Source organism: Variovorax sp. Soil_C_17 (assembly GCF_057657265.1).
The window spans coordinates 150,641-171,019 of the sequence record NZ_JBDGIT010000004.1 but is presented as its reverse complement, the minus strand read 5'-3'; the positions used below and the strand labels follow the sequence as shown (position 1 = coordinate 171,019).

Here is a 20,379-nt window from a genome sequence, read left to right as displayed (position 1 = left end):
ACTCACCATGAAAACGACCGCGCCACTGCTATTCCAACCCCTCAAACTGCGAGAGTTGCAGCTGAGCAACCGCATCGTCATCTCTCCGATGTGTCAGCACGCCGCGGACGCAGGGCATGCGACACCTTGGCATATGGTGCATCTCGGAAAGTTCGCACTCGGCGGCGCCGGCCTGATCCTCACCGAGAGCACCGCGGTCGATCCGCGCGGTCGTATCGGCACGGCCGACCTGGGACTGTGGAAGGACAGCCAGATCGAGCCTCTCAAGGCGGTCGTCGACTTCGTTCATTCGAACAAGGGTGCCATCGGCGTGCAATTGGCTCACGCGGGACGCAAGGCAGGCAGTGAGCCATTGTGGGAAGGTGGCGCTGCGCTAAGCCCGAAGCGATTGCAAAGTGATGCGGAGCCTTGGGAAAGGCTCGGCCCCAGCCCGCAGGCTGCCGGTCCAGGCTGGTCGCCGCCGCGGGCCTTGGATCGCCAAGGCATCCAGGACGTGGTCCAGAGCTTTGTGGATGCCACGGTCCGGGCCGATCGGGCCGGCTTCGACGTGGTCGAACTTCATTTTGGGCACGGCTACCTCGTTGCGAGTTTCTTGTCGCCGAACTCGAATCACCGCGAAGACGAGTGGGGAGGAAGCCTGGAAGGTCGCATGAATCTGGCGCTCGACATCGCTCAGCGCGTGCGAGCCGTCTGGCCGGACAACAAGCCACTCTTCTGCCGCCTCTCGGCAGTCGACGGCAGCGTCGACGGCTGGAGCCTGGACGACTCTGTGATCCTCGCGCGCGAACTGGCGCAAAGGGGTGTGGATGTCATCGATTGCTCCTCCGGCGGGTTGACCGAAGAGACCCGGGCACTTCCTGTCCCAAGGGGCCTCGGCTTCCAGGTGCCGTTCTCCGAGAGGATCCGACACGACGCCAATGTGAGGACCCAGGCAGTCGGAATGATCGTTGACGCGGGCCAGGCCGAGGATGTGCTCGTGGCCGGGCAAGCGGATCTGATCGCGCTCGGCCGCGAAGCCCTGTTCGACCCCTATTGGGCTCACCACGCTGCCGCGGCGCTCGGTGCTGATCCAGCCTATCAGCGCTGGCCTGAAAGGCACGGCGTTTGGCTCGCCAAGCGCGCGCCCGGCTTGGCGCGTGCGCGGGCCCAGGCGGCTGCAGACCTCATTTCCCAGCAAACCTGATCTACCAAGGAGTCATATCGTGAACATCCGCATGGGATTGATCCGCAAAAAGCCGGATTGGACGTTCGACACATTCAATGCCTACTGGCGAGATCATCATGGACCGCTCGCAGCACGCGCGCCGGGGTTGCGTGAGTACTGGCAGAACCCGGTCACAGACCGCCTCCAGCGCGGTATTGAATTTGCCCGGGGGCCCTGGGACTTCGATGGCTTTTCGCAACTCACCTTCGACGACGTGCAGAAGGCGGACCGCGCCTTTGGCGATGGCTCGCTGGCCGCCGAGTTGAGCGCCGACGAGCAGCATTTTCTCGGCGGCCTGCACATCGTCACAGCAGAGCCTTCGGTGGTCATTCCTCTCCCAGCGCCCCAGGAGCGTGCCCGGCTGCTCAAGCGCATGTCCATCATCACGCGGCTGCCAAGCCTGAGTGAAGAGGACTTCAGGCGGGAGTGGAAGGTTCATGGCGAACTGGTGCGCAAGATGCCCCGCGTCAGTGCATACAGGCAGAACGTCGCGGTCGCCCGGGAGCGCGACAAGGGTCGGCCTTGCGACTACGACACGTTGCCCATCGATGGAATCGTGGAGCTCTGGTTTGAGGATGCCGAGACGCTGCAGGACGCATTCGCCTCGCCGACCGGCCGAAACACGATGGCTCACGCCAAAACCTTCCTCGGGGAGATCACGGCATTCCTGGTCAACGAGCGCCGGGTGGCGTGAGCAGAGAGGCCGCCATGATCAAACGCATGACGCTGCTCGCGAAAAGGGAGGGGATGTCCACCACGGACTTCCGCAGCTATTGGGCAGGACCGCATGCCAAGCTCGCGCTCGGGATGACGGGTATTAGCCGATACGTGCACAACCGTGTCGACAAGGTCCTGTGGACCAGTGGCGGCGAGCCTGCCTTCGATGTGGACGGCATCGTGGAACTGTTCTTCGTGGACGATGACGCGATGCGCATCGCCCAGGCCTCGGCCGTCGGCCAGAAGCACATCCCTGCAGACGAGCCGAATTTCCTGAAAGGCTGGACCTTGTGCGTGGTCGAGACCCAGGGCGACGAGCCAAGCGATCGAAAAACCAAGGTGCTCATTCCTTTTCACGCCGGCTCAGAGGCCAGGGGAAGGCTGCAGTCCGCACTTTCGCGCGCCGCAGTCGACGCGGCGCATTGCTTCGCGCTCGATTGGACGGTCTCGACGGCCCGGCGGGAGCGACTGTGGGCGGAGCCGAGACCGCCAGACGGCTTCATCGCAGTGTGGTTTGACAGCGTTGCAGCGGCGCACGACGCCTTCGATCCGGCTTCCGGATTGCGACGCCTCATCGAGGCGCAGGTAAGCGCAGCCACCGCCTATCTCATCGACGAACTGCTCGCGCGCTGATCCTCGAACGCCCGCATTCGCGGGACTTTCCGCCGCGCAGCGCCTGATGATGGTGAGGGCCTTGCACCGGAGGCCATGGTCGCGTCGCGCCCCGACCCAGGGGAGTCGTTCTACGCAGTCTGGGGTACCGCTTCTGCTGTCGTGGCAGGGGGCACCCAGCTGCGCAGCTTTCCGGGATTGAGCAGGCCCAGAGGATCGAAGCGGCGCTTGACGCGCACCACGGCCGGATCCAGGTTGTTCTGCTTGCCGTCTTCCACGATGTACACGTGGGGGTTGTTGATCTGCACGCCGTGGTCGCGGTAGACCTGCATGATCTGGTTCAGGCGTTCTTCCGTGGTGTAGCGGATGATCTGCAAGCCGCTGCAGTTGAACGCGCCTTCCTTGGTGCGCAGGAACTCCAGGTGCATCATCACCTCCCCCTTCAGCGCGGCTTCCAGGGCCTTGACCTGCTCGAGCTTGCGCATGGGGTCGAACCCGCTCTGGATATAGGTGAGCCCCTTGTCCACCTTCAGCGCATGGAGCGTGGTGTGGTTCCAGGTGTATTCGATGAGCGTCTTGCGGCTTTTCTCCACCTGGTCCGCGGTCTTGCAGTAGGTGACCTGGCCACCGTGCCGGGCGACCATGTCGCGCATGCCCGCCTCGGAGTGCGGTGCCACCAGCACCATCACGGCATGGCAGCCGGGGGGCAGGTGCTCGGCCAGGCTGGTGAAGTAGTCCGGAATGGGAGCGGCGAGAAAGCAGACCTCCTTTTTCTCGAGGCCCGGCGCACTGCCGAAACGGTCGGCGAACTCCAGCGCCGCATCGAACTGCGCGAACGTGGCAATGCATTCGGTCCATGCCACCGCCGGCGTGAGTGCCACCTCCAGTTCCAGCACGATGCCGTTGGTGCCGTAGGTATGGTGCAGCAGCATGGCTTCGGGGCCGCGCAGCTCCACGACCTGGGGCTCGGCCTCCACGGTCATGGCGCGCACGGCCAGCACGTTGCCGGGGGCGGCCAGCGGTCCGTGGTTGATGGAGCCCGCGCCGCCGAAGCCGCCACCGAACAGCCCGCCCAGCGTGGCGCTGCGGTAGGTGGAAGGCAGCCAGCGCAACTCCTGTCCCTGCGGCTTGGCCTGTGCGTCCAAGTCTGCAAGCCGGATGCCGGCCTGCGCACGGCCCACGCCGCCGCGCACCCAGCCGAAGCCGTTGTAGCCGCTCAGGTCCAGGATGACGCCGCCGTGCAGTGGTGTGCTTTGCCCATAGTTGCCTGTGCCGCTGCCGCGCACCGTGATGGGAATACCGGCACGGGCGCAGGCAGCCACCACGCTGCGGATCTCGTCTTCGGTGCGCGGGCGCACGGCGATGTCACCGCGCTTGCCCGCCAGGTCGCGCTTGAGCACGGGGCTGAACCAGGCGAAGTCCTGCGAAAGCCGGCCTACGCGCAGCGGGTCGGCAATCCAGTCGAGGTCACGCAGCAGGTCGGGCAATTGGTGGGCGGTAGGGGTCATGGGAGCTGTGTCCTGTGGGAGGGCGGTGAAGGCGAAGGAATCCCCTCATCGCCCGCGGGCGAGGTCCGGGAATGGGGGAGGGGCAGGGGTCTAGTCTTGCGAGTTCTCGCTGGCATGCCAGCCGCCCAGCGCCAGCCGCGTGAGCCAGGCCATCAGCACGAACAGCGCGACGCCGGTGAGCGAGATCAGCAACAGGGCGGCAAACATGCGCGGGATGTTGAGCTGAAAGCCGGCCTGCAGGATCTGGTAGGCCAGGCCCGCGCCGGTTCCACCCGTGCCTGCGACGAACTCGGCCACGACGGCGCCGATCAATGCCAGGCCGCTGGAGATGCGCAGCCCGCCGAAGAAGCAGGGCAGCGCGCTCGGGATGCGCAGGCGCAGCAGCGTCTGCAGCCGTGTGGCGCGGTTGAGCTTGAAGTAGCTTTGCAGGTCTGGCTCCACGCTGCGCAGGCCCAGCGTGGTGTTGCTGATGATGGGGAACAGGGCCACCAGCGCGGCGCAGATCACCATGGAGGCGGTCGGGTCCTTCACCCAGATGATGATGAGCGGCGCCACCGCCACGATGGGCGTGACCTGCAGCAGCACGGCATAGGGGAACAGGGCGGTCTCGATGCGCTTGCTCTGCACGAACAGGAACGAGATCAACACCCCTGCCACCGTGGCCACGCCGAAGGCCAGCACCGTGATCTTGACGGTGACCCAGAGCGAGGCGCCCAGGGCGGCCCAGTTGGTGAGCAGGGTCTTCATCATCAGCAGCGGCGATGGCACCAGGTAGGGCGGCAGCTCCAGGCCGGTGACCAGCCCCTGCCACAGTGCGATCAGCACCAGGCCGACCAGCAGCGGGTAGACCACGCGTTGCACGCGGGGCTGCGCCATGAGCGGTGTGCGCCGTGCTGCGGCCCTGGGCGGGGCCGCTGCACGGGACAGCGGTGCGCTGCGCGCAGCGCTGGGTGCGGCCGCGGGAGCGGTTGGAAATGCCGTGCTCATGCGAGGGCCTCCTCGGGATCGGCGCTGGCGCGCAGCAGGCTGTCTTGCAGCCGCTTGGCGTAGCGGCTGAACTCGGGCGAGACCAAGAAGTCCGCCGTGCGGGGGTAGGGGGCGTCGATGCGGAACTCTTCGACCACACGGCCCGGGCGTGCAGCCATCATGACCACGCGGCTGGAGAGGAACACGGCCTCGTGGATCGAGTGCGTCACGAAGATCACGGTGAGCTTTTTCTTGCGCCACAAGTCGAGCAGGTCGGCATCGAGCTTGTGGCGCGTGATCTCGTCGAGCGCGCCGAAGGGCTCGTCCATGAGCAGCAGGTCGGGCTGGGTGACCAGGCCGCGCGCAATCGATACGCGCATCTGCATGCCGCCCGACAGGGCGCGCGGCAGGGCCGCCGCAAATGTCGACAGCCCCACCAGCGCCAGCGCCTCTGCCACCTGCGCATCGGCCTCCTGGCGCGGTACGCCGGCCAGGTCCAGCGGGAGGCGCACATTGGTCTGCACGCTGGCCCACGGCATGAGCGTGGGCGACTGGAAGACGAAGGCCATCTTCTTGCCGCTCTCGCCCAGCCGTGCCACCGGCTTGCGCCACAGGTGCAGCTGGCCGTCGGTCGGCTCCAGCAGGCCCGCCACCATCTTGAGCAGTGTGCTCTTGCCGCAGCCGGAGGGGCCCAGCAGGGTGACGAACTCTCCTTCCTCGATGGTCAGGTCCACGGGCAGCAGGGCCTGGATCCCATTGGGGTAGGTCTTCTCGGCAGACAGCACCTCCACGGCCGGCGGGGGTGGTGCCGCGTGAGGGCTCTGTGCCTTCGGCGGGGTGTCAGCGGGGCTCATGGTCAGGGCAGAACCTTGAGGTCCTTGACGAAGCTGGTGGTGTAGGTGTCGGCCAGCTTGACCTTGGCGGGATCGATCAGCTTGGCGTCCACCAGGAAGTCGTAGCTCGCCTTGGCGCGGGCGTCGGTCATGATGCCGATGCCCATCGTCGCGGCGTCGCCTCCGGTGGCCATGCCCATTTCCTTGAGCTTGGCCACGCTGTAGGCCAGCTGCTCGTCGGTCATGTTGGGGTTGTCCTTCTTGATGAGCGAATTGGCGGGAGCCGGGTCGGCCAGGTAGCTCTTCCAGCCCTCCATCGAGGCTTTCACGAACGAGGCCACGGCGGCATTGCGCTCCTTGACGGTCTTTTCCATGCACGAGATCGTGGTGGCGTAGGCGGGGTAGCCCTGGTCGCTGAACATCAGCGTGTTGGCCTTCACGCCCGCCTTGGCAATGGCAAAGGGCTCGGACGTCAGGTAGCCCTGCTGGGCCGTGTTCTTGTCGGCCACGAAGGGCTGGATGTTGAAGGTGTAGGGGCGGGTCTGCGCATCGGTGAAGCCGTACTTGGCCTTCAGCCAGGGCCAGTAGCCGCGCTGGGCCGACGAGGCGATCAGGATGGTCTTGCCCTTGAGGTCCTCGAACTTCTTCACGTCGTCGTGGGCGATGAGTACCTGGGGGTCCTTCTGGAACACGGCCGCGACGTTCACCACGGGCACGCCGCCTTCACGCATCTGAATCATCTGCAGGTCGCTGGAGCCCATCACGCACTCGGCCTGGCCGGCCGCCATCATCTGGACGATGTTGACCTGCGGGCCGCCCATCTTGATGGTCACGTCCAGGCCGTACTTCTTGTACAGGCCCGTGGCCACAGCCTGGTAGAAGCCGCCATGCTCGGCCTGTGCGTACCAGTTGGTCATGTAGGTGAACTTCTCCTGTGCGTGGGCCGCGCCCATGGCACCAAGACCGAGCAGCACGGCTGCACCGAGTGTGGAAAGGCGGGAGGCAGTCTTCATCATGGCAAGGCTCCGGTGGGGTGGTTGGAGAGAAATGAACGTGGCTTGCAGCGGTGGGCAGCTTTCAGGCCAGTGCGGACGAGCGCTCGACGTGGCCCGTGTGGTTGGCACGGCCCCAGGTGGGCTCGGGGCGTGCGGCCCACTGCAGGTGGTGCAGCTCGGTGATGGCGGCGGCCCAACTCACGGCCAGCGAATCGAGGATGGCGTGGCCCTGCTCGGCCGTGGCGGGCAGCGGATCGCCGATGATTCCGCTGGGGCCGAAGTCGCGCGCGCTCCAGGCGCAGGCGGGCCGTCCGTCGGGCGAGAGCAGGGGCGATCCGAAGACGGGCGGGTAGTTGGCCACCGCGCGCTCCATGTGCACGGTGTCGGGCGCCAGGGCCAGCATCAGCGCCGTCTCGGCATGGCCCGCGTGCATGGCCAGCTTCTTTTCCTTGTCCGACAGGTATCGGCCCGCGACGTGCGGCACGCGCCAGGTGAAGCTGGGCACCACGATGAAGTCGCCATGGCGCAGGCGCAGTTCGCGCGCGCACATCTCCATCACCTGCGGCTGGCCGCCATGGCCGTTGACGAACAGCAGCTTGCGAAACCCTGCGCGGTACACGGACTCGCCCACCTCGTTCATGGTGGCCAGCAGGGTCTCGCCGCTCAGGGTGACGGTGCCCGGAAAGTGCAGGTGCTCCTCCGACTTGCCGTAGGTGATGGGGGCCATGGCAAAGGCCGGCACCTCCGCCGGCAAGCGGGCCAGCGCGTGGCCCACCACGCCCGCGCTGATCACCGTGTCCACCGCGCAGGGCAGGTGGGGGCCGTGCTGCTCGGTGGCGCCGGTCGGCAACACGATGACGGTGTTCTCCTTGTCCGGCAGCTCGACGATCTCGGTCCAGCTGAGGTAGGGCAGGTAGCGGTGGGGCGGGTTGTAGCCATGCAGCATGGGGCGGGTCTTTCGTGAAGTCGATGCGATGCGAGAGATGCGGTGCGGTGCGGGAGGAAGTCGGCGCGGTCAGCGCTGCGGCAGCCAGGCCGTGGCTTCCACCTCGATGAGGATGTCGGGCGTGGGCAGCATGCCGCTCACCTCCACCACGGTGGAGGCCGGTGCTTCGCCCGGAAAGAACAGCTTGCGCACCCGGCTGTACTGGGGAAAGTGGTCCAGGTTCTTGAAGTACTGCACCAGCTTGATCACGTCCGACATCTGACCGCCGGCCGCCTCGATGGTCTGGCGGATGCGGTCCAGCACATACCAGCTCTGGGCGAGGATGGGTCCCTCCTTGATGTCGCTGCTGAACTCGCCCGTGCGGCCGATCAGCGTGGCGGCCGCGTCGGGAATGTCGGCATAGCCGCGCACGACGAGGCTGGCCGCCGGGTCGACCGCAATGATCCCTGACAGGAACACCATGTCCCCCGCGCGTCGCCACGGGGCGTAGCGGGCCAGGGGCTGGGCAATGCCCGGGGTCGTGGGTGCGAGGGAGCTCATGCGATGCTTCTTGAAGGGGTGTCGATCGGGGTGGTGCGGTGGGTGTCGGCCACGTGCCATGCAGCGCTGGCATGGCCACTGGCCACCCGGCCCTGGCGCAGCACCACGCGGGGCTGCGTGCGCGAAGGAAAGCCCCAGCCGTCCGCCTGGTGGAACACGATCAGGTCGCACGCACTGCCGGGCTGCAGCGGCAGCGCGTCCGGGCCGCGGCGCAGCCAGTCGGTGCGGCACAGCGATTCGGACCAGCGGTCGAAGGGCGCTTCGAGCTGCGCGGCGAGCACGCCGCAAGCCAGGGCTTCGAGCGGATCGAAGCTGCCCACTGGGCAAAAAGGGTCCTGCACGTTGTCGCTGGCCACCAGGACCGGGATGCCGCGTGCATGCGCTTCCTTGACCAGGGTGAGACCGCGCCGGCGCGGCGTTCGGCCGGTGGTGGCGTCCTGCAGCAGCAGGTTGGTGATGGGCAGGGTGACCAGGGTGATTGGGCTGCGCGCCACCGCGTCGAGGGTGGCCATCGCCGCGGCCTCGTCCTGCGCGGCCAGCGCACAGGCGTGGCCGCAGACCACGTGGCCTTCGAAGCGCAGCTTCTGCAGCAACGCGGCCGTGGTGGCCAGGCCCAGCGCGCCGGGGTGCAGTTCCTCGTCCACGTGCAGGTCCACGTTCAGGTCGTGGTGCTGCGCGGCCTCGAACAGGTGGCGCAGGGCCTGCGGGTTCCAGTTCGTCGAATGCACGAAGCCGCCCAGCAGGGCGCCGGGCCCGCTCTTTGCCACGGAGCGTGCCAAGTGCATCGCGCTGCTCCGCTCGGTGTACAGATGCAGCGGGATCAGGCCCACGCGCTCGAGCGTGATGCGGCCGGACCATTCCTGCGCGAGCTCGCGCAATACGTTCCACGCCAGCGGCTGGGCCTCCGGCTCCCACCAGTCGCAATGCGTGCGCAGGTGCACCACGCCGGCGTCATGGGCCCATTGCAGGGCGCGGCTGGCGCGGGCGCGGATGTCGGCTTCCGTCCAGGCCTGGCGGTCCACCATCATGGCTTCGATGGCGCCCAGCAGGCCGGGCTTCACCGCGCTCATGCGCGGCAGGGTGAAGGCCTTGTCGAGGTGCGTGTGGGCGTCCACCAGGCCCGGCAGGACCAGGGCGCCACCCACGTCCCAGGTGGTGCCCGCAGGCAGGGGGCGCACCGGCTCGTGCGGGACCATGCCCTGCATGCGGCCCTGCGCGCTGTGGAGATCGGCCAGCGCCGGCTGGCCGCCGCTGGTGGGCCATCCCCGGGGCAGCAGCCAGCGGGGCAGGCGGGCGCGGACGATATGGTCGGGAGCGTCGGATGCGTGCATGCCGGTCCCTCAGGCAATGCGCGCGATGGCCTGGCCGACGCGGGCTGCGCGCAGGTTGCGCACCACCTCGGCATGCAGGGCCGCGTTGTAGCTGGTCTCCACCGGGTGGCAATCGATCACGAGGATGCGCATGCGGACGCCTGCCAAACGGACTCAGAGGTCGAGTGTGAGAGTCGGGCCATGGCTGCGCGCGCAGCACACGGCCACAGGGGTCAGGCGCTCGTCGACGCATTCAAAGGCCTGGTTGGTGGCAGGCCGTGGGGTTGTCGTGGGGGAAGTTTGCATCTTTGACCATTCGATTTGATCGATCGGTCAAACTACGCAAGGCGTGTGCCAGGGGTGCCTGGCGACGGTTTGGGTCTACTGAGGCACTCCAGGCGATCTGGAAACCGCGGGGTGGCTCAATCTGGTGCGAGGCCGCAGCCCAGCAGCACGAAAGTGGTGAGTTCACGCACGATGTGCTCACGGTCGATGGGTTCATCGGGCGCCAGCCCCAGCATGATGTGCACTTGCACGCCGTAGTCGGCGTAGTGCTGCGTCATGCCCCAGATCTGCATGAGCAGGACCTTGGCATCCACGGCGCGCATGCGGCCTTCGGCGACCCAGCGGTCGATCAGCTCTACCTTCTGCTGGGTGGACTTCACGGCCACCGGCCAGTACTTGCCCAGGTTGCGGCCGCCGCCCAGCACCTCGGTGGTGAAGATGCGCGAGAGGCCCGGGTTGTCCAGCGCATAGTCCAGCTTCTTGCGCACGTAGTTGCTCAGCACCTTCTTGGGGTCGTCGCTGTTGCTGTCGAAGATGAAGGCCCCCGACCAGCCGTTGAGCACGGAGTACAGCAGTTCTTCATAGAGTTCTTCCTTGCTGCTGATGTAGTAGTGCAGCTGGGGTTTGGTCAGGCCCGCGCGTTCGGCAATGGCTTTGGTCGACGCGCCCTTGAATCCATGGCGGCTGAACTCGGCAATGGCCGCTTCCCGGATCGCGCCCAGGATGCGCTCGCGCCCCTGCTTGGCGCGACTCAGTGCGCCGGACGGGGCATCGGCTTCAGGTTCGGGTATGGGCTGGACGGGCACGGTGGTCGAAAGAAGACGGAGGGGCGGTGCCGATTCTGCCGCCGGCGGCCTGGATGGACGCCTCACTCTTTCCAAAAGCCGACATGAGGCGCACTCGCCTCCTCGATCATCGCAGGTCCGATGCACTCGATGGGATGGGGGGAAGCCGCGAACACATCGCGGCAGGAGAGCTCTGCATCGCGCTGCTCGGCCCGCTCACCGCGGAACACGCGCAGGCGCGCGGCATCGATACCGAACACCACACGCCCGATGCCTGACCAGAAAATGGCGCCCGCGCACATCACGCACGGCTCGGCCGACGAGTACAGCGTGGCCTGGGCCAGTGCTTCGCGGCCGACGACCGGGCTGAGCTGGCGTACGGCATTGGTTTCGGCATGGCCTGTGCAGTCACCCGTTTCGGTGGTGTTGCAGTAGGCCTCGGCGAGCAATTCGCCGTCGGCGCCAATCACCACGGCGCCAAAGGGACGGTTGCCGCGCGCGCGTGCCGTGCGCGACCAGGCGATGGCCTGGCGCAGGTAGATGCCATCGGTGTCATCGACGAGCGTCGCTTCTTCGAGCGGTGCGGGGGATGCAGTCAGGAGGGCGTGCATGGGGGTGGCTTCGTCGTTCGTGTGATGGGCAGGTGTTCAACGGCAGGATGTCTGCATGCCCGCCGCTGTCGATGCCTGCGTCATGCATGTGGCATGCCAATACAGGCACTCTTCTTGCAAGAACTGTGGCAAGAGTAGAAGCGTTCACTGCGCAGCCGTCATGTCCTTGTGGATGGTGGCGGGGCCAGCCGGAAATTGCTCTTGAAGCCCGCACCACGCGGTGTGCCAGCGCGCACCGTGACTTCAGGAGAACCGCATGACCACTGCCACCCACGACATGACCGAGCTGCAGAGAGAAACGCGCATGGGCGCGATCGGCTCGGAAACCAGCAACCGTGAAATTCGCCGCATCGACCTCTCGGACTTTGCGCGGCGCAAGACCGGCATCGCCAACCAACTTTGGGATGCGGCCGTCGATGTGGGCTTCTTCCAGATCGTGAACCACGGCATCGCGCTGGCCGATGTGCGCAACGCCTTCGCCATGACCGAGCGCTTCTTTGCGCTGCCCGATGCAGTCAAGGCCCGGTACCCGTTGAAGAAGGCCCTGAATGTCGGATGGGAGAGCCGTGCCCAGGTGCGTCCGTCCACGGGCACACCCGACCAGAAGGAGTCCTACCAGATCACCCGCCCGCACATGGAAGGCTTGTGGCCCGCCGATGAAGAACTGGCGGGGTTCGAGGCGGCCATGCTGGCTTTCGAAGGACAGTGCTGGCAGGTGGCGATGCAGGTGCTGTCGTGTTTTGCATGGAAACTGGGTTTCGACGACCTCTTCTTCCAGCGTGCGCACGATCCGGTGCAAGCCAGCTACCAGAGCACCTTGCGCCTGCTGCGCTACTTTGCGACGCCGCCCGGGCAGCAGGCCGGCCTGGACCTGTGGCGCGCCGGCGCGCACACCGATTTCGACTGCCTCACCCTGCTGTTCCAGCGGCAGGGGCAGGGAGGCCTGCAGGTGTGCCCGGGCAAGGAGATGGAGAGCCAGGCCTGGACGTCGGTGGAGCCCGACGAGCAGGCGATCACCTGCAATATCGGCGACATGCTGATGCGCTGGAGTGATGACCGGTTGCCTTCCAACTTCCACCGCGTGAAGAAGCCGCTGCCCGGTGAATACATGGGGCCGCGCTACAGCATGGCGTTCTTTGCGCAGGCCAACCGGGACGCCATCATCGAAGGTCCGGACCGGAAGTACCCGGCAATCGCCGCCGGGGACTATCTGAACCAGCGCGTGGCAGCCAATTTCAAGGCCTATTGAACAGGGGCAGGTGCCGCGGTATCACTGCCTTGGCGCGGTGCCTTGCGCATGGGAAAGCCTGGCATTCCAAATGCCTGTGACCGCAGGCCCGGCATCGGCATATCCGTTTCACAACCAGCTGCGGGGCCTCGAGGCCACGAAGCGCTGGAAGGGGACGCGACAAAAGGTCACTTGGGCCTCGAGCGTCGCCAATGTCCAGGTGACAGGCCCGTGTGGCGCTTCATCACCGTGGACATGTGGCTTTGACTGGAAAAACCGGTGGCAGCGGCAACATCGACCAGTGGCCGACTTGTCTTTTCAAGCAGTTGCCGGGCCGCGGCAATCCGCTGATCCATCACGAACTGGTAAGGCGTCATGCCGAGGCTGTTTTTGAACAGTCGAAGAAAGTGGAATCGGCTGGCACCGGCCGCTGCCGCGAGTTCGTCGAGGCTCAAGTTTTCGTGGAGTCGCCGCTGCACCAACTCGAGCACGTGCTGCTTTTGTATCGCTGTAAGCACGCCACGCTCACGTGTCGGTGTACGTCCTCCCGAAGCATATTGGGCACATAAGTACGCGGCCAAGCTGATGCTGAGCGACGTCGCATAGAGAGCGCCGTGGGGGCTACCCCCGCGGACCTCGTTGGCGATCAGCCGCATCAGCGATGCGAGTTGAGGGTCGCTCAGCGTCAGGTTCTGTCGCAGCGTGCGACGGGATGTCAGCATCTGCTCCAGATCGCCCGCTTGATGGAGATCTGCAAAGTCGAGTTCAACGACGAAGCGTTCGGCCCCGGGCTCGCACTGCCAGCGCTTCCAGCTGATATCAAACTTTGGGGCAAACAATCCAACGGAGTTCGGCCCTGGACTGAAGTCGCACTCTTCGCCGCGACTCCTGATTCGGCCGCGCGTGCGCCCCTTCAGGATCATGGCCAAGGCCGCATGTTCTCCGTGGTGCCTCCCCATCTCTATGGAAATCGCTTGGGACATGCCAACCCGGAATCCAGCCCAGGCTGCCAACTGCGGCTCGCGCAACAAGGATGGCTCTTGAGGCACCGCCGGATCTGTGGTCAATGACATCACCCTCGAGGAGGTGGGCAAGATTGGCTGCGATAGATCCTGGCCGCTCATCTTCTCGTCCTGGTGGCTGCGACAGTGCTGGAATGGTCCGAAGTCTAAGGGGATTCCCTGCGCAAGAATATGAAATCCCAGCAAGGGTTTGAAATACGAACCGCCATCCTTTGGGTACCGTCCCATCCGTTGCCTTCAGCGGCAATCCAATGACAGGTATACACCGGAGGAGACTGATGAGACGGATTTCCCTTAAGGGTCGACGCACGGCAGGATGGCTCGCGCTTCTTCTTGCCATGCAAGGATTGGCCTCTTGCGGCGGCGGCGGAGGCGGCGGTGCGGGCTTCATCGGCCCGGTAACGACGCCGCCGACTGCCGGCACGACGCCACCAGCACCCACTGCCCAGGAGTCTTGTGCTGGCATCCGCGGCATGACCATCCCGGCTTCGATGATCGGTAAGCCGACCTCCGGCGCTATCGTTCAGTCCGCCACTTTCGTCGCCGCGGATGCGAAAGACAATACCAATGGCGAGTACTGCGCGGTAACCGGCATCATCGTGCCTGTCGCGGCAGGCGCACCCACCATGGAGTTCCAGGTCAACTTGCCGACCCAATGGAATGAGCGTGCGCTGCATATGGGAGGTGGGGGCTACGACGGGACGCTCGTCACCGGCCTCGGCCCCTACGTTTCCCAGCCGAAGGGCACTCCCAACGCGCTGAAGCAAGGCTACGTGACCCTCGGCGGCGATGGCGGACACAAGGGCGCCGTATTCGATGGAACGTTCGCGCTCAATGACGAAGCGCTCCTCAACTACGGGCAACTGTCCGTCAAGAAGGTGCACGACGTCGCCATGGCGATCATCCAGAAGCGCTATGGTGCCAAGCCTCGCCGCTTCTATTTCATCGGCGGGTCGCAAGGTGGTCATGAAGGGCTGGATGCGGCTGCACGTTACGCAGCCGACTACGACGGCGTCATTGCGAACTATCCCGCCTACAACCTTTCTTTGCTTCAGCAGGCATCGCTCTACGTTGGCAGGGCGCTGTACGACAACGGTGGGGCAGGCTGGATCAACGACAACAAGCGCAAGCTGCTGGTGAACGCCGTGTATGCCGCCTGCGATTCGCTGGACGGCCTTGGCGATGGAATCATTGGCAACATTCAGGCCTGCAACGCAGCCTTCAATATCAACACCGTCAAAGCGACCCTGCGGTGCCCCGGCGGGGCAGACGCCGGTGACAGCTGTCTCTCCGACGCGCAGATCAACGCCGTCGACAAGATCAGCTCGCCGTATGACCTAGGCTTCCCCATTGCGGGCCAGCAGGTGTTTGCGCGCTGGCCGCTGCTCGAGGGCGGAGACTTCTCGTTCTTCGGCGCAGGCAGCGCACTGGGATTCGCACCAGTACCAACCAGCGCCGCGACCCCACCGGCGGACGCGCTGCTCTATACGATCGGCGCTGCGCACGCGAGGTATTTTGTGGCGAAGGACCCCTTGCTGAACCCGCTGACCTACGATCCGGCGAACTTCAAGGCGCGGCTGCAGGAACTGGGTGGCATCACGGAAGTGACGCAGCAGAGCCTCGAAGCGTTTCGCGCCAGGGGCGGCAAGCTGATCCTCACGCACGGCACGACCGATGGCCTGATCAGCCCGCACAACACGGAGGACTACTACAACCTGCAGGTCGCGCAGTTCGGTCAGCCTGCGGTCGACAGTTTCATCCGTTTCTTCACGATTCCTGGATTCGATCATGGCTCGGGCCGCTACAACCTCGGCTATGACGGGCTCGCCGTTCTGAGCAATTGGGTCGAGAAAGGGCAAGCGCCCGACACGATTGCCTCGGTCGACAACAACGCGGCAGATCCTGCTGCCGCGCGCTCGCGTCCCATGTGCCGCTGGCCCCTGTGGCCCCGCTTCACGGGTGCGGCGGGGACGGAGAGCAACGCCTCGAGCTATACATGCACGGCGTCCTGAGAGGCTGGTGAATCTGCCTGTCCGTCGGTTTGCTCGAATGGCAGATGGTTGCCTTGGGCAACCGTCTGCTTTCATCCTTTCCCGCTTAGAACTGTAGATGATCAATCGTGGAGCTCAGTTGTCGTGGCTGCTGGCAGCGACGCTTGTCGCCTTTGGCAAGGTTGCACTTGCTTCGGACAACTTCAAGATCGGCCTGGTGCTGCCGATGGCCGGCCAATAGGCCACCACCGGCCGCCAGATCGAGGCCGCGGCGCGGCTCTACATGGCGCAGAACGGCGACACCGTGGCGGGCAAGAAGATCGAGCTCATCGTCAAGGACGACACCAGCCTGCCCGACGTTACCAAGCGCCTGGCGCAGGAGCTGGTGGTCAACGACAAGGTCAACGTGCTCGCCGGCTTCGGCATCAAGCTGATCGCCACCGGCGACGGATGGGCGGAGCTACAGGCCTCCATGGCGATCAGAGGCGGCGCCAAGGCCTTGACCGTTTCGATCACAGCGCCCCGAGACAACTCGGATCGATGCAACGCCCGCCCGTGGCGGTCGGTCGGCGCGAAAGCGTTCACAGAGTGCTGCAGTCCGTCTTGGTGAGCGTGAAATACTGCTGGACGTCGAATTCGGACAACTTGGCAGGGAGACTGTCGGCGCCGACATAGCGATGTGCGAAGGTCATGGCGCAGTCCTAGCCTTTCCAAGGAGAGCGCCAATCTACGCCAACCAAAGGGCGGTCGGACGAACCGCTTGTCAGCTGGCCTGAGCCAGGCGCCGAACGGGAGCCCGGGACGCAGGTGTATCAATTTGACTGCCCTGAGCACCGCGAGCCATTTGGACATGGGCCGCTGCGGCTCTGCCGACCAGCGGCTTCACGTCACCAGGCCCAGGAACCTAGACACCCTCTTCAGTGATAGTCGTCTTCTCGTTGATGACGGATCGCGGAAACCACGACCTCCCGATCACTGATGATGTGAAACAGTGCGACATATCCCGCTGCACCGAATGGAGTCACAAGTTCGCGCTCCAGCCGGTCATCAAAGGCAATTCGGCAGGTGAACGGGTTTCGCTCAAGGATGCGGAACTCGCTTCGGATGGCGGCCAGCGCTCGCTCCGGCAGGGCCAAGTCCCCGTGCTCAAGCGCTGTGTCTATCAGGAAGCTTTCGAGGCGCTGTAGATCCTCGAGTGCCTCGCGCGTCAGGCTGACCGCGTAGCTCACGACCTTCGCTTGGAAGCGAGGTCGGCTTGTCGATGCGCCGCAAGCCGGGCATCGAGCCGCCCGCTCATCGCCTCAAGTGCATCCTTCGCGGAATAGTATTCCCCAGTCTCGCGCGCGCGGGCCAATGACGCCCGGCCCCGCGCGACGAACTCCTGTTGTACCTTACGGCGTTGCGCTGCTTGGACGGCGGCCTGCTCGACAAACTGTGACAGCGTCTCGCCCTCGCGCAGCACGCTCTCGATCTGGTGCCGTACGGACGGCGTAACGCGCACCGGAGGCAGTTGAGCGCTTTTCATGTGCGGATTGTAGTGCAATTGCTATGCGGGTGCGAAAGTTGAAGGACTCTCATCGCCGTTAGGCTTTTATCCAGGCTCGTCGAGCATCCGGCTGACCTTGCTTCCAAGCGCACTCTCTGTCCGGAAATACCCCACCACCGTCGCCACGCTCTGATGCCCTGTCATGGCCATCGTCTCCGGCAGCGGCATGTTCTGCTTGCCCAGCCTCGGCGACGAAGCCGGCGCGCAGCCAGTGCGCGCTGAAACGGCCATCGATGCCCGCCAGCGCACATCGATGGTGAATCGACGCGGAAGGTAGGCTTGCAAATCTTAGGTGTGGCACGTGTTCGGCATCCCGAACTTGCGCGCCCGGACTACAGTACCAGCTACAGGCAGATGAAGCTCTCGGCTTGTTCGACGCTTCCGGCGCCCTTGTAGTAGGCCACCTTCGGGTAGGCACACAGCGGGCGCGTCCGATTCGGCGCCCAGCCCGCGGGCAGATCGGCATTGATGCCGCCTGCATTGGCCGTGCCGCGCGCCGATGCCGTCACCGTGTCGGGTGCCACGCCTTTCTCGACCCAGTTCACCAGCGGGGTGAGCATGTCGAACTGGTCGGTGGCCGGGCCGCCGCTGCAGTGGTTCATGCCGGGCACCTGGTAGTAGCGCGCGAAGTTGCTGGCATCGCCGCCGTTGGCCTTCGCGAGCTCGTCGTACCAGCGCTTGGTGTCGTCGCTGGAGAAGATGGGATCGCTGGTGCCGTGATAGGCCATGACCTTGGCGCCCCGCCTCTTCAAGCGGCTGAGCTCGCTGGGATTGGGCGGCGTCATGAATGACAGCGATGACTCCGCGTATATCGTGTTGGTGGCCGTGATCTTTGCCAGGATCGAATCGATGCTGGCCGTCAGCGTGAAGTTGGGGCCATTGAAGCCGGCTTGTGCTTCGGGCGGCACCTGCCAGACGAATGCGACCGCGCCGGAGTCCAGATTCAGTGAGTTATTGAACTTCCACGTCGCCCAGCCATTGGTGCCCAGGCCGGCGTCGTAGGGAAAGCTGCTGTAGAACCTGTTGCCGGCTCCGTTGAGCGCGCCGGCGAACAGCTGGGAAATGCGCTGCTTCTGATCGGGGCTCAGGCAAGTGCCGTCGCGCCCGCCAGCGCAGGTCGGCACGTCGCGCGACAGGTTGAAGGCTATCTGGCAGGCGCCGATGTTCTGAACCAGGCCATCCGCAGCGCCATCGAGCGAATCGCATTTCGCGAGGACCGCCTGGGAGACCAGCGTGCGCTCGGCTTGCGTGAAACCCGTGCTCAGGTTCCCCGGCGTCGTGGCCAGCGCGTTGTAGTTCTGCGCCCCGACGATGTTGGCCGCCGCTGCAAGGGGCAGGCGATAACCTGGGTTGCCCACGAGGAAGCCATCGTAATCGTCGGGATAGCGCGACATCGCCACCATGGTGTGCCGCCCGCCATTGGAGCAACCACCGAAGTACGAACGGTCCGGCCGCTTGCCATACGCCCAGGCGATCAGTGCCTTGGCCATGGGCGTGAGCTTGGCCACGGCTTGGTAGCCATAGTCCAGCCGCGCCTGCGGATCGAGACCGAAGAATGGCGTGGGGGCTTGGTGTCCGGCATCCGAGCTGATCACCGCGAAGCCCATGTTCAACGCGTTATCCAGCGGGCCACCACCGCCCACCGGGCCAGTGGCGGTGACCACGTTGCCGTCGAGGCCGCCATTGGCCTGGTAGTAGAAGCGTCCGTTCCAGCTCAGCGGCAGCCGCATCTCGAAGCCGATCGCATAGCTTTGGCCATCGACCGCGCTGGTGCGCTGGTACATCGAGCCTCGCACCTGGCAGTGGGCCGGGATGGTTTTGCCGGCCACGGTCAGCGTTCCTGCGGCAATGGAGTTGGCCGCGGTCACGATGGTGTTGGCGAAATTGAAGCCGGCGAGCGACGCGCAGTCGCTCAACGGCCCGCCGCTGGCGGGGCCGAGGATCGGGAGCGCCTCTGCCGAGGACGGCGTTGTGCCGGAGCCCGTGGGCGCGGGCAGGAAGTAGGCACTGCCCCCATCGCCGCCTCCGCCACAGGCAGTCAGCAGTGCAGCGAGCGCCAGAGATACAGAGTTCTTCAAGCGTGTCTCCTTCCGGTGCCAACTGAGGGGGCACCATGTCGTTAATCTAGTTAACTATATAAAGTAATCATATATGGTTTTCCACTACACAGAGGCAAATGAAAACTTGGTAAGTGATCATCGTTAATTAAGTAGATGAAATACTGGGCGTGACGCGACAATGCCCGCCATGTCCAAGAGCCGCAGCAGTACGCCCCCTGACGACGACAAGACGCCCGCGGGGCGGCTGAGCGAGGCATCGCTGCATCTGGTGCTGGGTTACCAGCTGGCGCAGGCGAGCATCGTCACCGACGCGATTTTTGCGGAGCGAGTCAATCGACCCTTCGAGCTGCGGCCGGTGGAGTACACCGTGCTCGCGCTGATCCACGAGAACCCCGACGTCTCGGCGACGCGCCTGGCTCGCGCACTGGCGGTCACCCCGCCGAACATCGCCGCTTGGATCGATCGACTGGAAAAGCGCGGCCTCGTTCAGCGCATACCGCACGCCACCGACAGGCGTGCGCAGTATCTGCGCACCACGGCCCAGGGTGCGGCGCTGGCAAGCAAGGCCACCGAGTCGGTGCTGGCCGGGGAGAGGAGTGCGTTGGCCGGCCTCAGCAAGGGCGAACGCATGATCCTTGTGGAACTGCTGCACAAGCTGGCGGGACGCCGCGGGGGGTGACGGCAGTGTCGGGATCTGGATGTCGATGTCGACCTCACGGGTACCCAACTGTGGGAGAGAAGTTCATTCCGACGCGAGCACGCTCAGTGAATTTGGGCAGAAAGGCAAGAGCCATGTTGAAGAACGGAATGCGCCCGGTTCACCCCGGCGAGACGCTCCGGGAGGAGCGTCTGGAGCCTCTCAAGATGAGCGCCAGCGCGCTCGCAAGGGAACTGCACGTCGCCGCGCCGACCGTGAACGACATCGTGCGCGAAAAGCGCGGCGTTTCCCCTCTGATGGTCTTGCAGCTGTATCGCTACTTCGGCGGCTCGGCGCAATGGTGGCTCAACATGCAGAGCGTCTACGACCTCAAAATGGCCGAGAAGGCGGCTGCGAAGCAGATCGAGAAAGAGGTGCGTCCGCTCGAGCATGCAATCTCCGCCTGAGCTCTCCGTCCACGGAGCGCTTTTCTCCCTTGGCGTCGACAAAGTCGACCAATCCGCTTCCGCGGTGCCCTCGATTCGCGTCAGGTCGCAAGGGCAAATGCGGCATTGCTAGGGCG

The 20,379-nt window shown here is 65.1% G+C and carries 22 protein-coding genes and 1 pseudogene; 9 read left to right on the top strand and 14 right to left on the bottom strand.

Annotated elements, in window-relative coordinates; translation table 11 throughout:
• Positions 1-7: 7 nt before the first annotated feature.
• Genes AC3A6Y_RS20870 through AC3A6Y_RS20860 form a run of 3 tightly spaced genes read left to right on the top strand, consistent with a single transcriptional unit; the run spans position 8 to position 2,554 of the window.
• Positions 8-1,183 carry an NADH:flavin oxidoreductase/NADH oxidase gene (locus AC3A6Y_RS20870; protein ID WP_487870134.1) on the top strand — a complete coding sequence of 392 codons (1,176 nt, stop codon included), beginning with the start codon at positions 8-10 and terminating at the stop codon, positions 1,181-1,183.
• Positions 1,184-1,202: 19 nt separating this feature from the next.
• Positions 1,203-1,898, top strand: coding sequence for an EthD domain-containing protein (locus tag AC3A6Y_RS20865; RefSeq protein ID WP_487870133.1), 696 nt, complete (start codon positions 1,203-1,205; stop codon positions 1,896-1,898).
• Positions 1,899-1,912: 14 nt separating this feature from the next.
• A complete protein-coding gene (locus AC3A6Y_RS20860) occupies positions 1,913-2,554 on the top strand; it encodes an EthD domain-containing protein (protein WP_487870132.1) in 642 nt (213 codons plus the stop codon).
• Between the two features lie 110 nt (positions 2,555-2,664).
• Here the strand turns inward: AC3A6Y_RS20860 and AC3A6Y_RS20855 are convergent, their stop codons facing one another.
• The 10 genes from AC3A6Y_RS20855 to AC3A6Y_RS20810 form a co-directional block, all read right to left on the bottom strand.
• A complete protein-coding gene (locus AC3A6Y_RS20855) occupies positions 2,665-4,041 on the bottom strand; it encodes an FAD-binding oxidoreductase (RefSeq protein WP_487870131.1) in 1,377 nt (458 codons plus the stop codon).
• Between the two features lie 90 nt (positions 4,042-4,131).
• The gene (locus AC3A6Y_RS20850; RefSeq protein ID WP_487870130.1) at positions 4,132-5,028 is read right to left on the bottom strand and encodes an ABC transporter permease; all 897 of its coding nucleotides are present in this window, start codon (positions 5,026-5,028) and stop codon (positions 4,132-4,134) included.
• The gene (locus tag AC3A6Y_RS20845) at positions 5,025-5,861 is read right to left on the bottom strand and encodes an ABC transporter ATP-binding protein (RefSeq protein ID WP_487870129.1); all 837 of its coding nucleotides are present in this window, start codon (positions 5,859-5,861) and stop codon (positions 5,025-5,027) included. Before AC3A6Y_RS20845 ends, AC3A6Y_RS20850 begins: the two co-directional genes overlap by 4 nt.
• A 2-nt stretch (positions 5,862-5,863) precedes the next feature.
• Positions 5,864-6,856 carry an ABC transporter substrate-binding protein gene (locus AC3A6Y_RS20840; protein WP_487870128.1) on the bottom strand — a complete coding sequence of 331 codons (993 nt, stop codon included), beginning with the start codon at positions 6,854-6,856 and terminating at the stop codon, positions 5,864-5,866.
• Between the two features lie 61 nt (positions 6,857-6,917).
• Entirely contained in the window at positions 6,918-7,781 is an 864-nt protein-coding gene (locus AC3A6Y_RS20835; RefSeq protein ID WP_487870127.1) for a creatininase family protein, read from the bottom strand.
• Between the two features lie 69 nt (positions 7,782-7,850).
• Positions 7,851-8,321, bottom strand: coding sequence for a RidA family protein (locus AC3A6Y_RS20830; protein ID WP_487870126.1), 471 nt, complete (start codon positions 8,319-8,321; stop codon positions 7,851-7,853).
• Positions 8,318-9,652: an amidohydrolase family protein gene (locus AC3A6Y_RS20825; RefSeq protein WP_487870125.1), complete on the bottom strand. Its 1,335-nt coding sequence runs from the start codon at positions 9,650-9,652 to the stop codon at positions 8,318-8,320. The genes AC3A6Y_RS20830 and AC3A6Y_RS20825 overlap by 4 nt, the downstream gene beginning before the upstream one ends.
• 9 nt (positions 9,653-9,661) lie before the next feature.
• Complete coding sequence (locus tag AC3A6Y_RS20820) at positions 9,662-9,784, bottom strand: hypothetical protein (protein WP_487870124.1); 123 nt, start codon at positions 9,782-9,784, stop codon at positions 9,662-9,664.
• A 269-nt stretch (positions 9,785-10,053) separates the two neighbouring features.
• Positions 10,054-10,722: a TetR family transcriptional regulator C-terminal domain-containing protein gene (locus tag AC3A6Y_RS20815; RefSeq protein ID WP_487870123.1), complete on the bottom strand. Its 669-nt coding sequence runs from the start codon at positions 10,720-10,722 to the stop codon at positions 10,054-10,056.
• A 62-nt stretch (positions 10,723-10,784) separates the two neighbouring features.
• Complete coding sequence (locus AC3A6Y_RS20810) at positions 10,785-11,312, bottom strand: nucleoside deaminase (RefSeq protein WP_487870122.1); 528 nt, start codon at positions 11,310-11,312, stop codon at positions 10,785-10,787.
• 256 nt (positions 11,313-11,568) lie between these two features.
• Here AC3A6Y_RS20810 and AC3A6Y_RS20805 point away from each other — a divergent pair, with 256 nt between their 5' ends.
• On the top strand, positions 11,569-12,561 hold the full coding sequence (locus AC3A6Y_RS20805; protein WP_487870121.1) for an isopenicillin N synthase family dioxygenase: 993 nt from the start codon (positions 11,569-11,571) through the stop codon (positions 12,559-12,561).
• Positions 12,562-12,728: 167 nt separating this feature from the next.
• Here AC3A6Y_RS20805 and AC3A6Y_RS20800 read toward each other — a convergent pair whose 3' ends face one another.
• Complete coding sequence (locus AC3A6Y_RS20800) at positions 12,729-13,463, bottom strand: helix-turn-helix domain-containing protein (protein WP_487870506.1); 735 nt, start codon at positions 13,461-13,463, stop codon at positions 12,729-12,731.
• Between the two features lie 377 nt (positions 13,464-13,840).
• Here AC3A6Y_RS20800 and AC3A6Y_RS20795 point away from each other — a divergent pair, with 377 nt between their 5' ends.
• Both AC3A6Y_RS20795 and AC3A6Y_RS20790 read left to right on the top strand, forming a co-directional pair.
• Positions 13,841-15,574 (top strand): tannase/feruloyl esterase family alpha/beta hydrolase, encoded by a 1,734-nt coding sequence (locus tag AC3A6Y_RS20795; protein ID WP_487870120.1) that lies wholly within the window; start codon positions 13,841-13,843, stop codon positions 15,572-15,574.
• A gap of 97 nt (positions 15,575-15,671) precedes the next feature.
• Positions 15,672-15,980 (top strand): annotated as a pseudogene (locus tag AC3A6Y_RS20790) (ABC transporter substrate-binding protein); the annotation flags it as partial.
• A 490-nt stretch (positions 15,981-16,470) separates the two neighbouring features.
• Here AC3A6Y_RS20790 and AC3A6Y_RS20785 read toward each other — a convergent pair.
• Positions 16,471-16,782, bottom strand: coding sequence for a type II toxin-antitoxin system RelE/ParE family toxin (locus AC3A6Y_RS20785; protein ID WP_487870119.1), 312 nt, complete (start codon positions 16,780-16,782; stop codon positions 16,471-16,473).
• The gene (locus AC3A6Y_RS20780) at positions 16,779-17,078 is read right to left on the bottom strand and encodes a YlcI/YnfO family protein (RefSeq protein WP_487870118.1); all 300 of its coding nucleotides are present in this window, start codon (positions 17,076-17,078) and stop codon (positions 16,779-16,781) included. The genes AC3A6Y_RS20785 and AC3A6Y_RS20780 overlap by 4 nt, the downstream gene beginning before the upstream one ends.
• Positions 17,079-17,241: 163 nt before the next feature.
• Between AC3A6Y_RS20780 and AC3A6Y_RS20775 the strand changes: the two genes are divergently transcribed.
• Positions 17,242-17,376: a hypothetical protein gene (locus tag AC3A6Y_RS20775; protein WP_487870117.1), complete on the top strand. Its 135-nt coding sequence runs from the start codon at positions 17,242-17,244 to the stop codon at positions 17,374-17,376.
• 67 nt (positions 17,377-17,443) lie between these two features.
• On the opposite strand, the gene AC3A6Y_RS20770 is transcribed toward AC3A6Y_RS20775, so the two are convergent.
• The gene (locus tag AC3A6Y_RS20770) at positions 17,444-19,177 is read right to left on the bottom strand and encodes a tannase/feruloyl esterase family alpha/beta hydrolase (protein WP_487870116.1); all 1,734 of its coding nucleotides are present in this window, start codon (positions 19,175-19,177) and stop codon (positions 17,444-17,446) included.
• A 169-nt stretch (positions 19,178-19,346) separates the two neighbouring features.
• Between AC3A6Y_RS20770 and AC3A6Y_RS20765 the strand changes: the two genes are divergently transcribed.
• The gene (locus AC3A6Y_RS20765; RefSeq protein WP_487870115.1) at positions 19,347-19,838 is read left to right on the top strand and encodes a MarR family winged helix-turn-helix transcriptional regulator; all 492 of its coding nucleotides are present in this window, start codon (positions 19,347-19,349) and stop codon (positions 19,836-19,838) included.
• A 113-nt stretch (positions 19,839-19,951) separates the two neighbouring features.
• On the top strand, positions 19,952-20,263 hold the full coding sequence (locus tag AC3A6Y_RS20760) for a HigA family addiction module antitoxin (protein ID WP_487870114.1): 312 nt from the start codon (positions 19,952-19,954) through the stop codon (positions 20,261-20,263).
• The last annotated feature ends 116 nt before the right edge of the window (positions 20,264-20,379 follow it).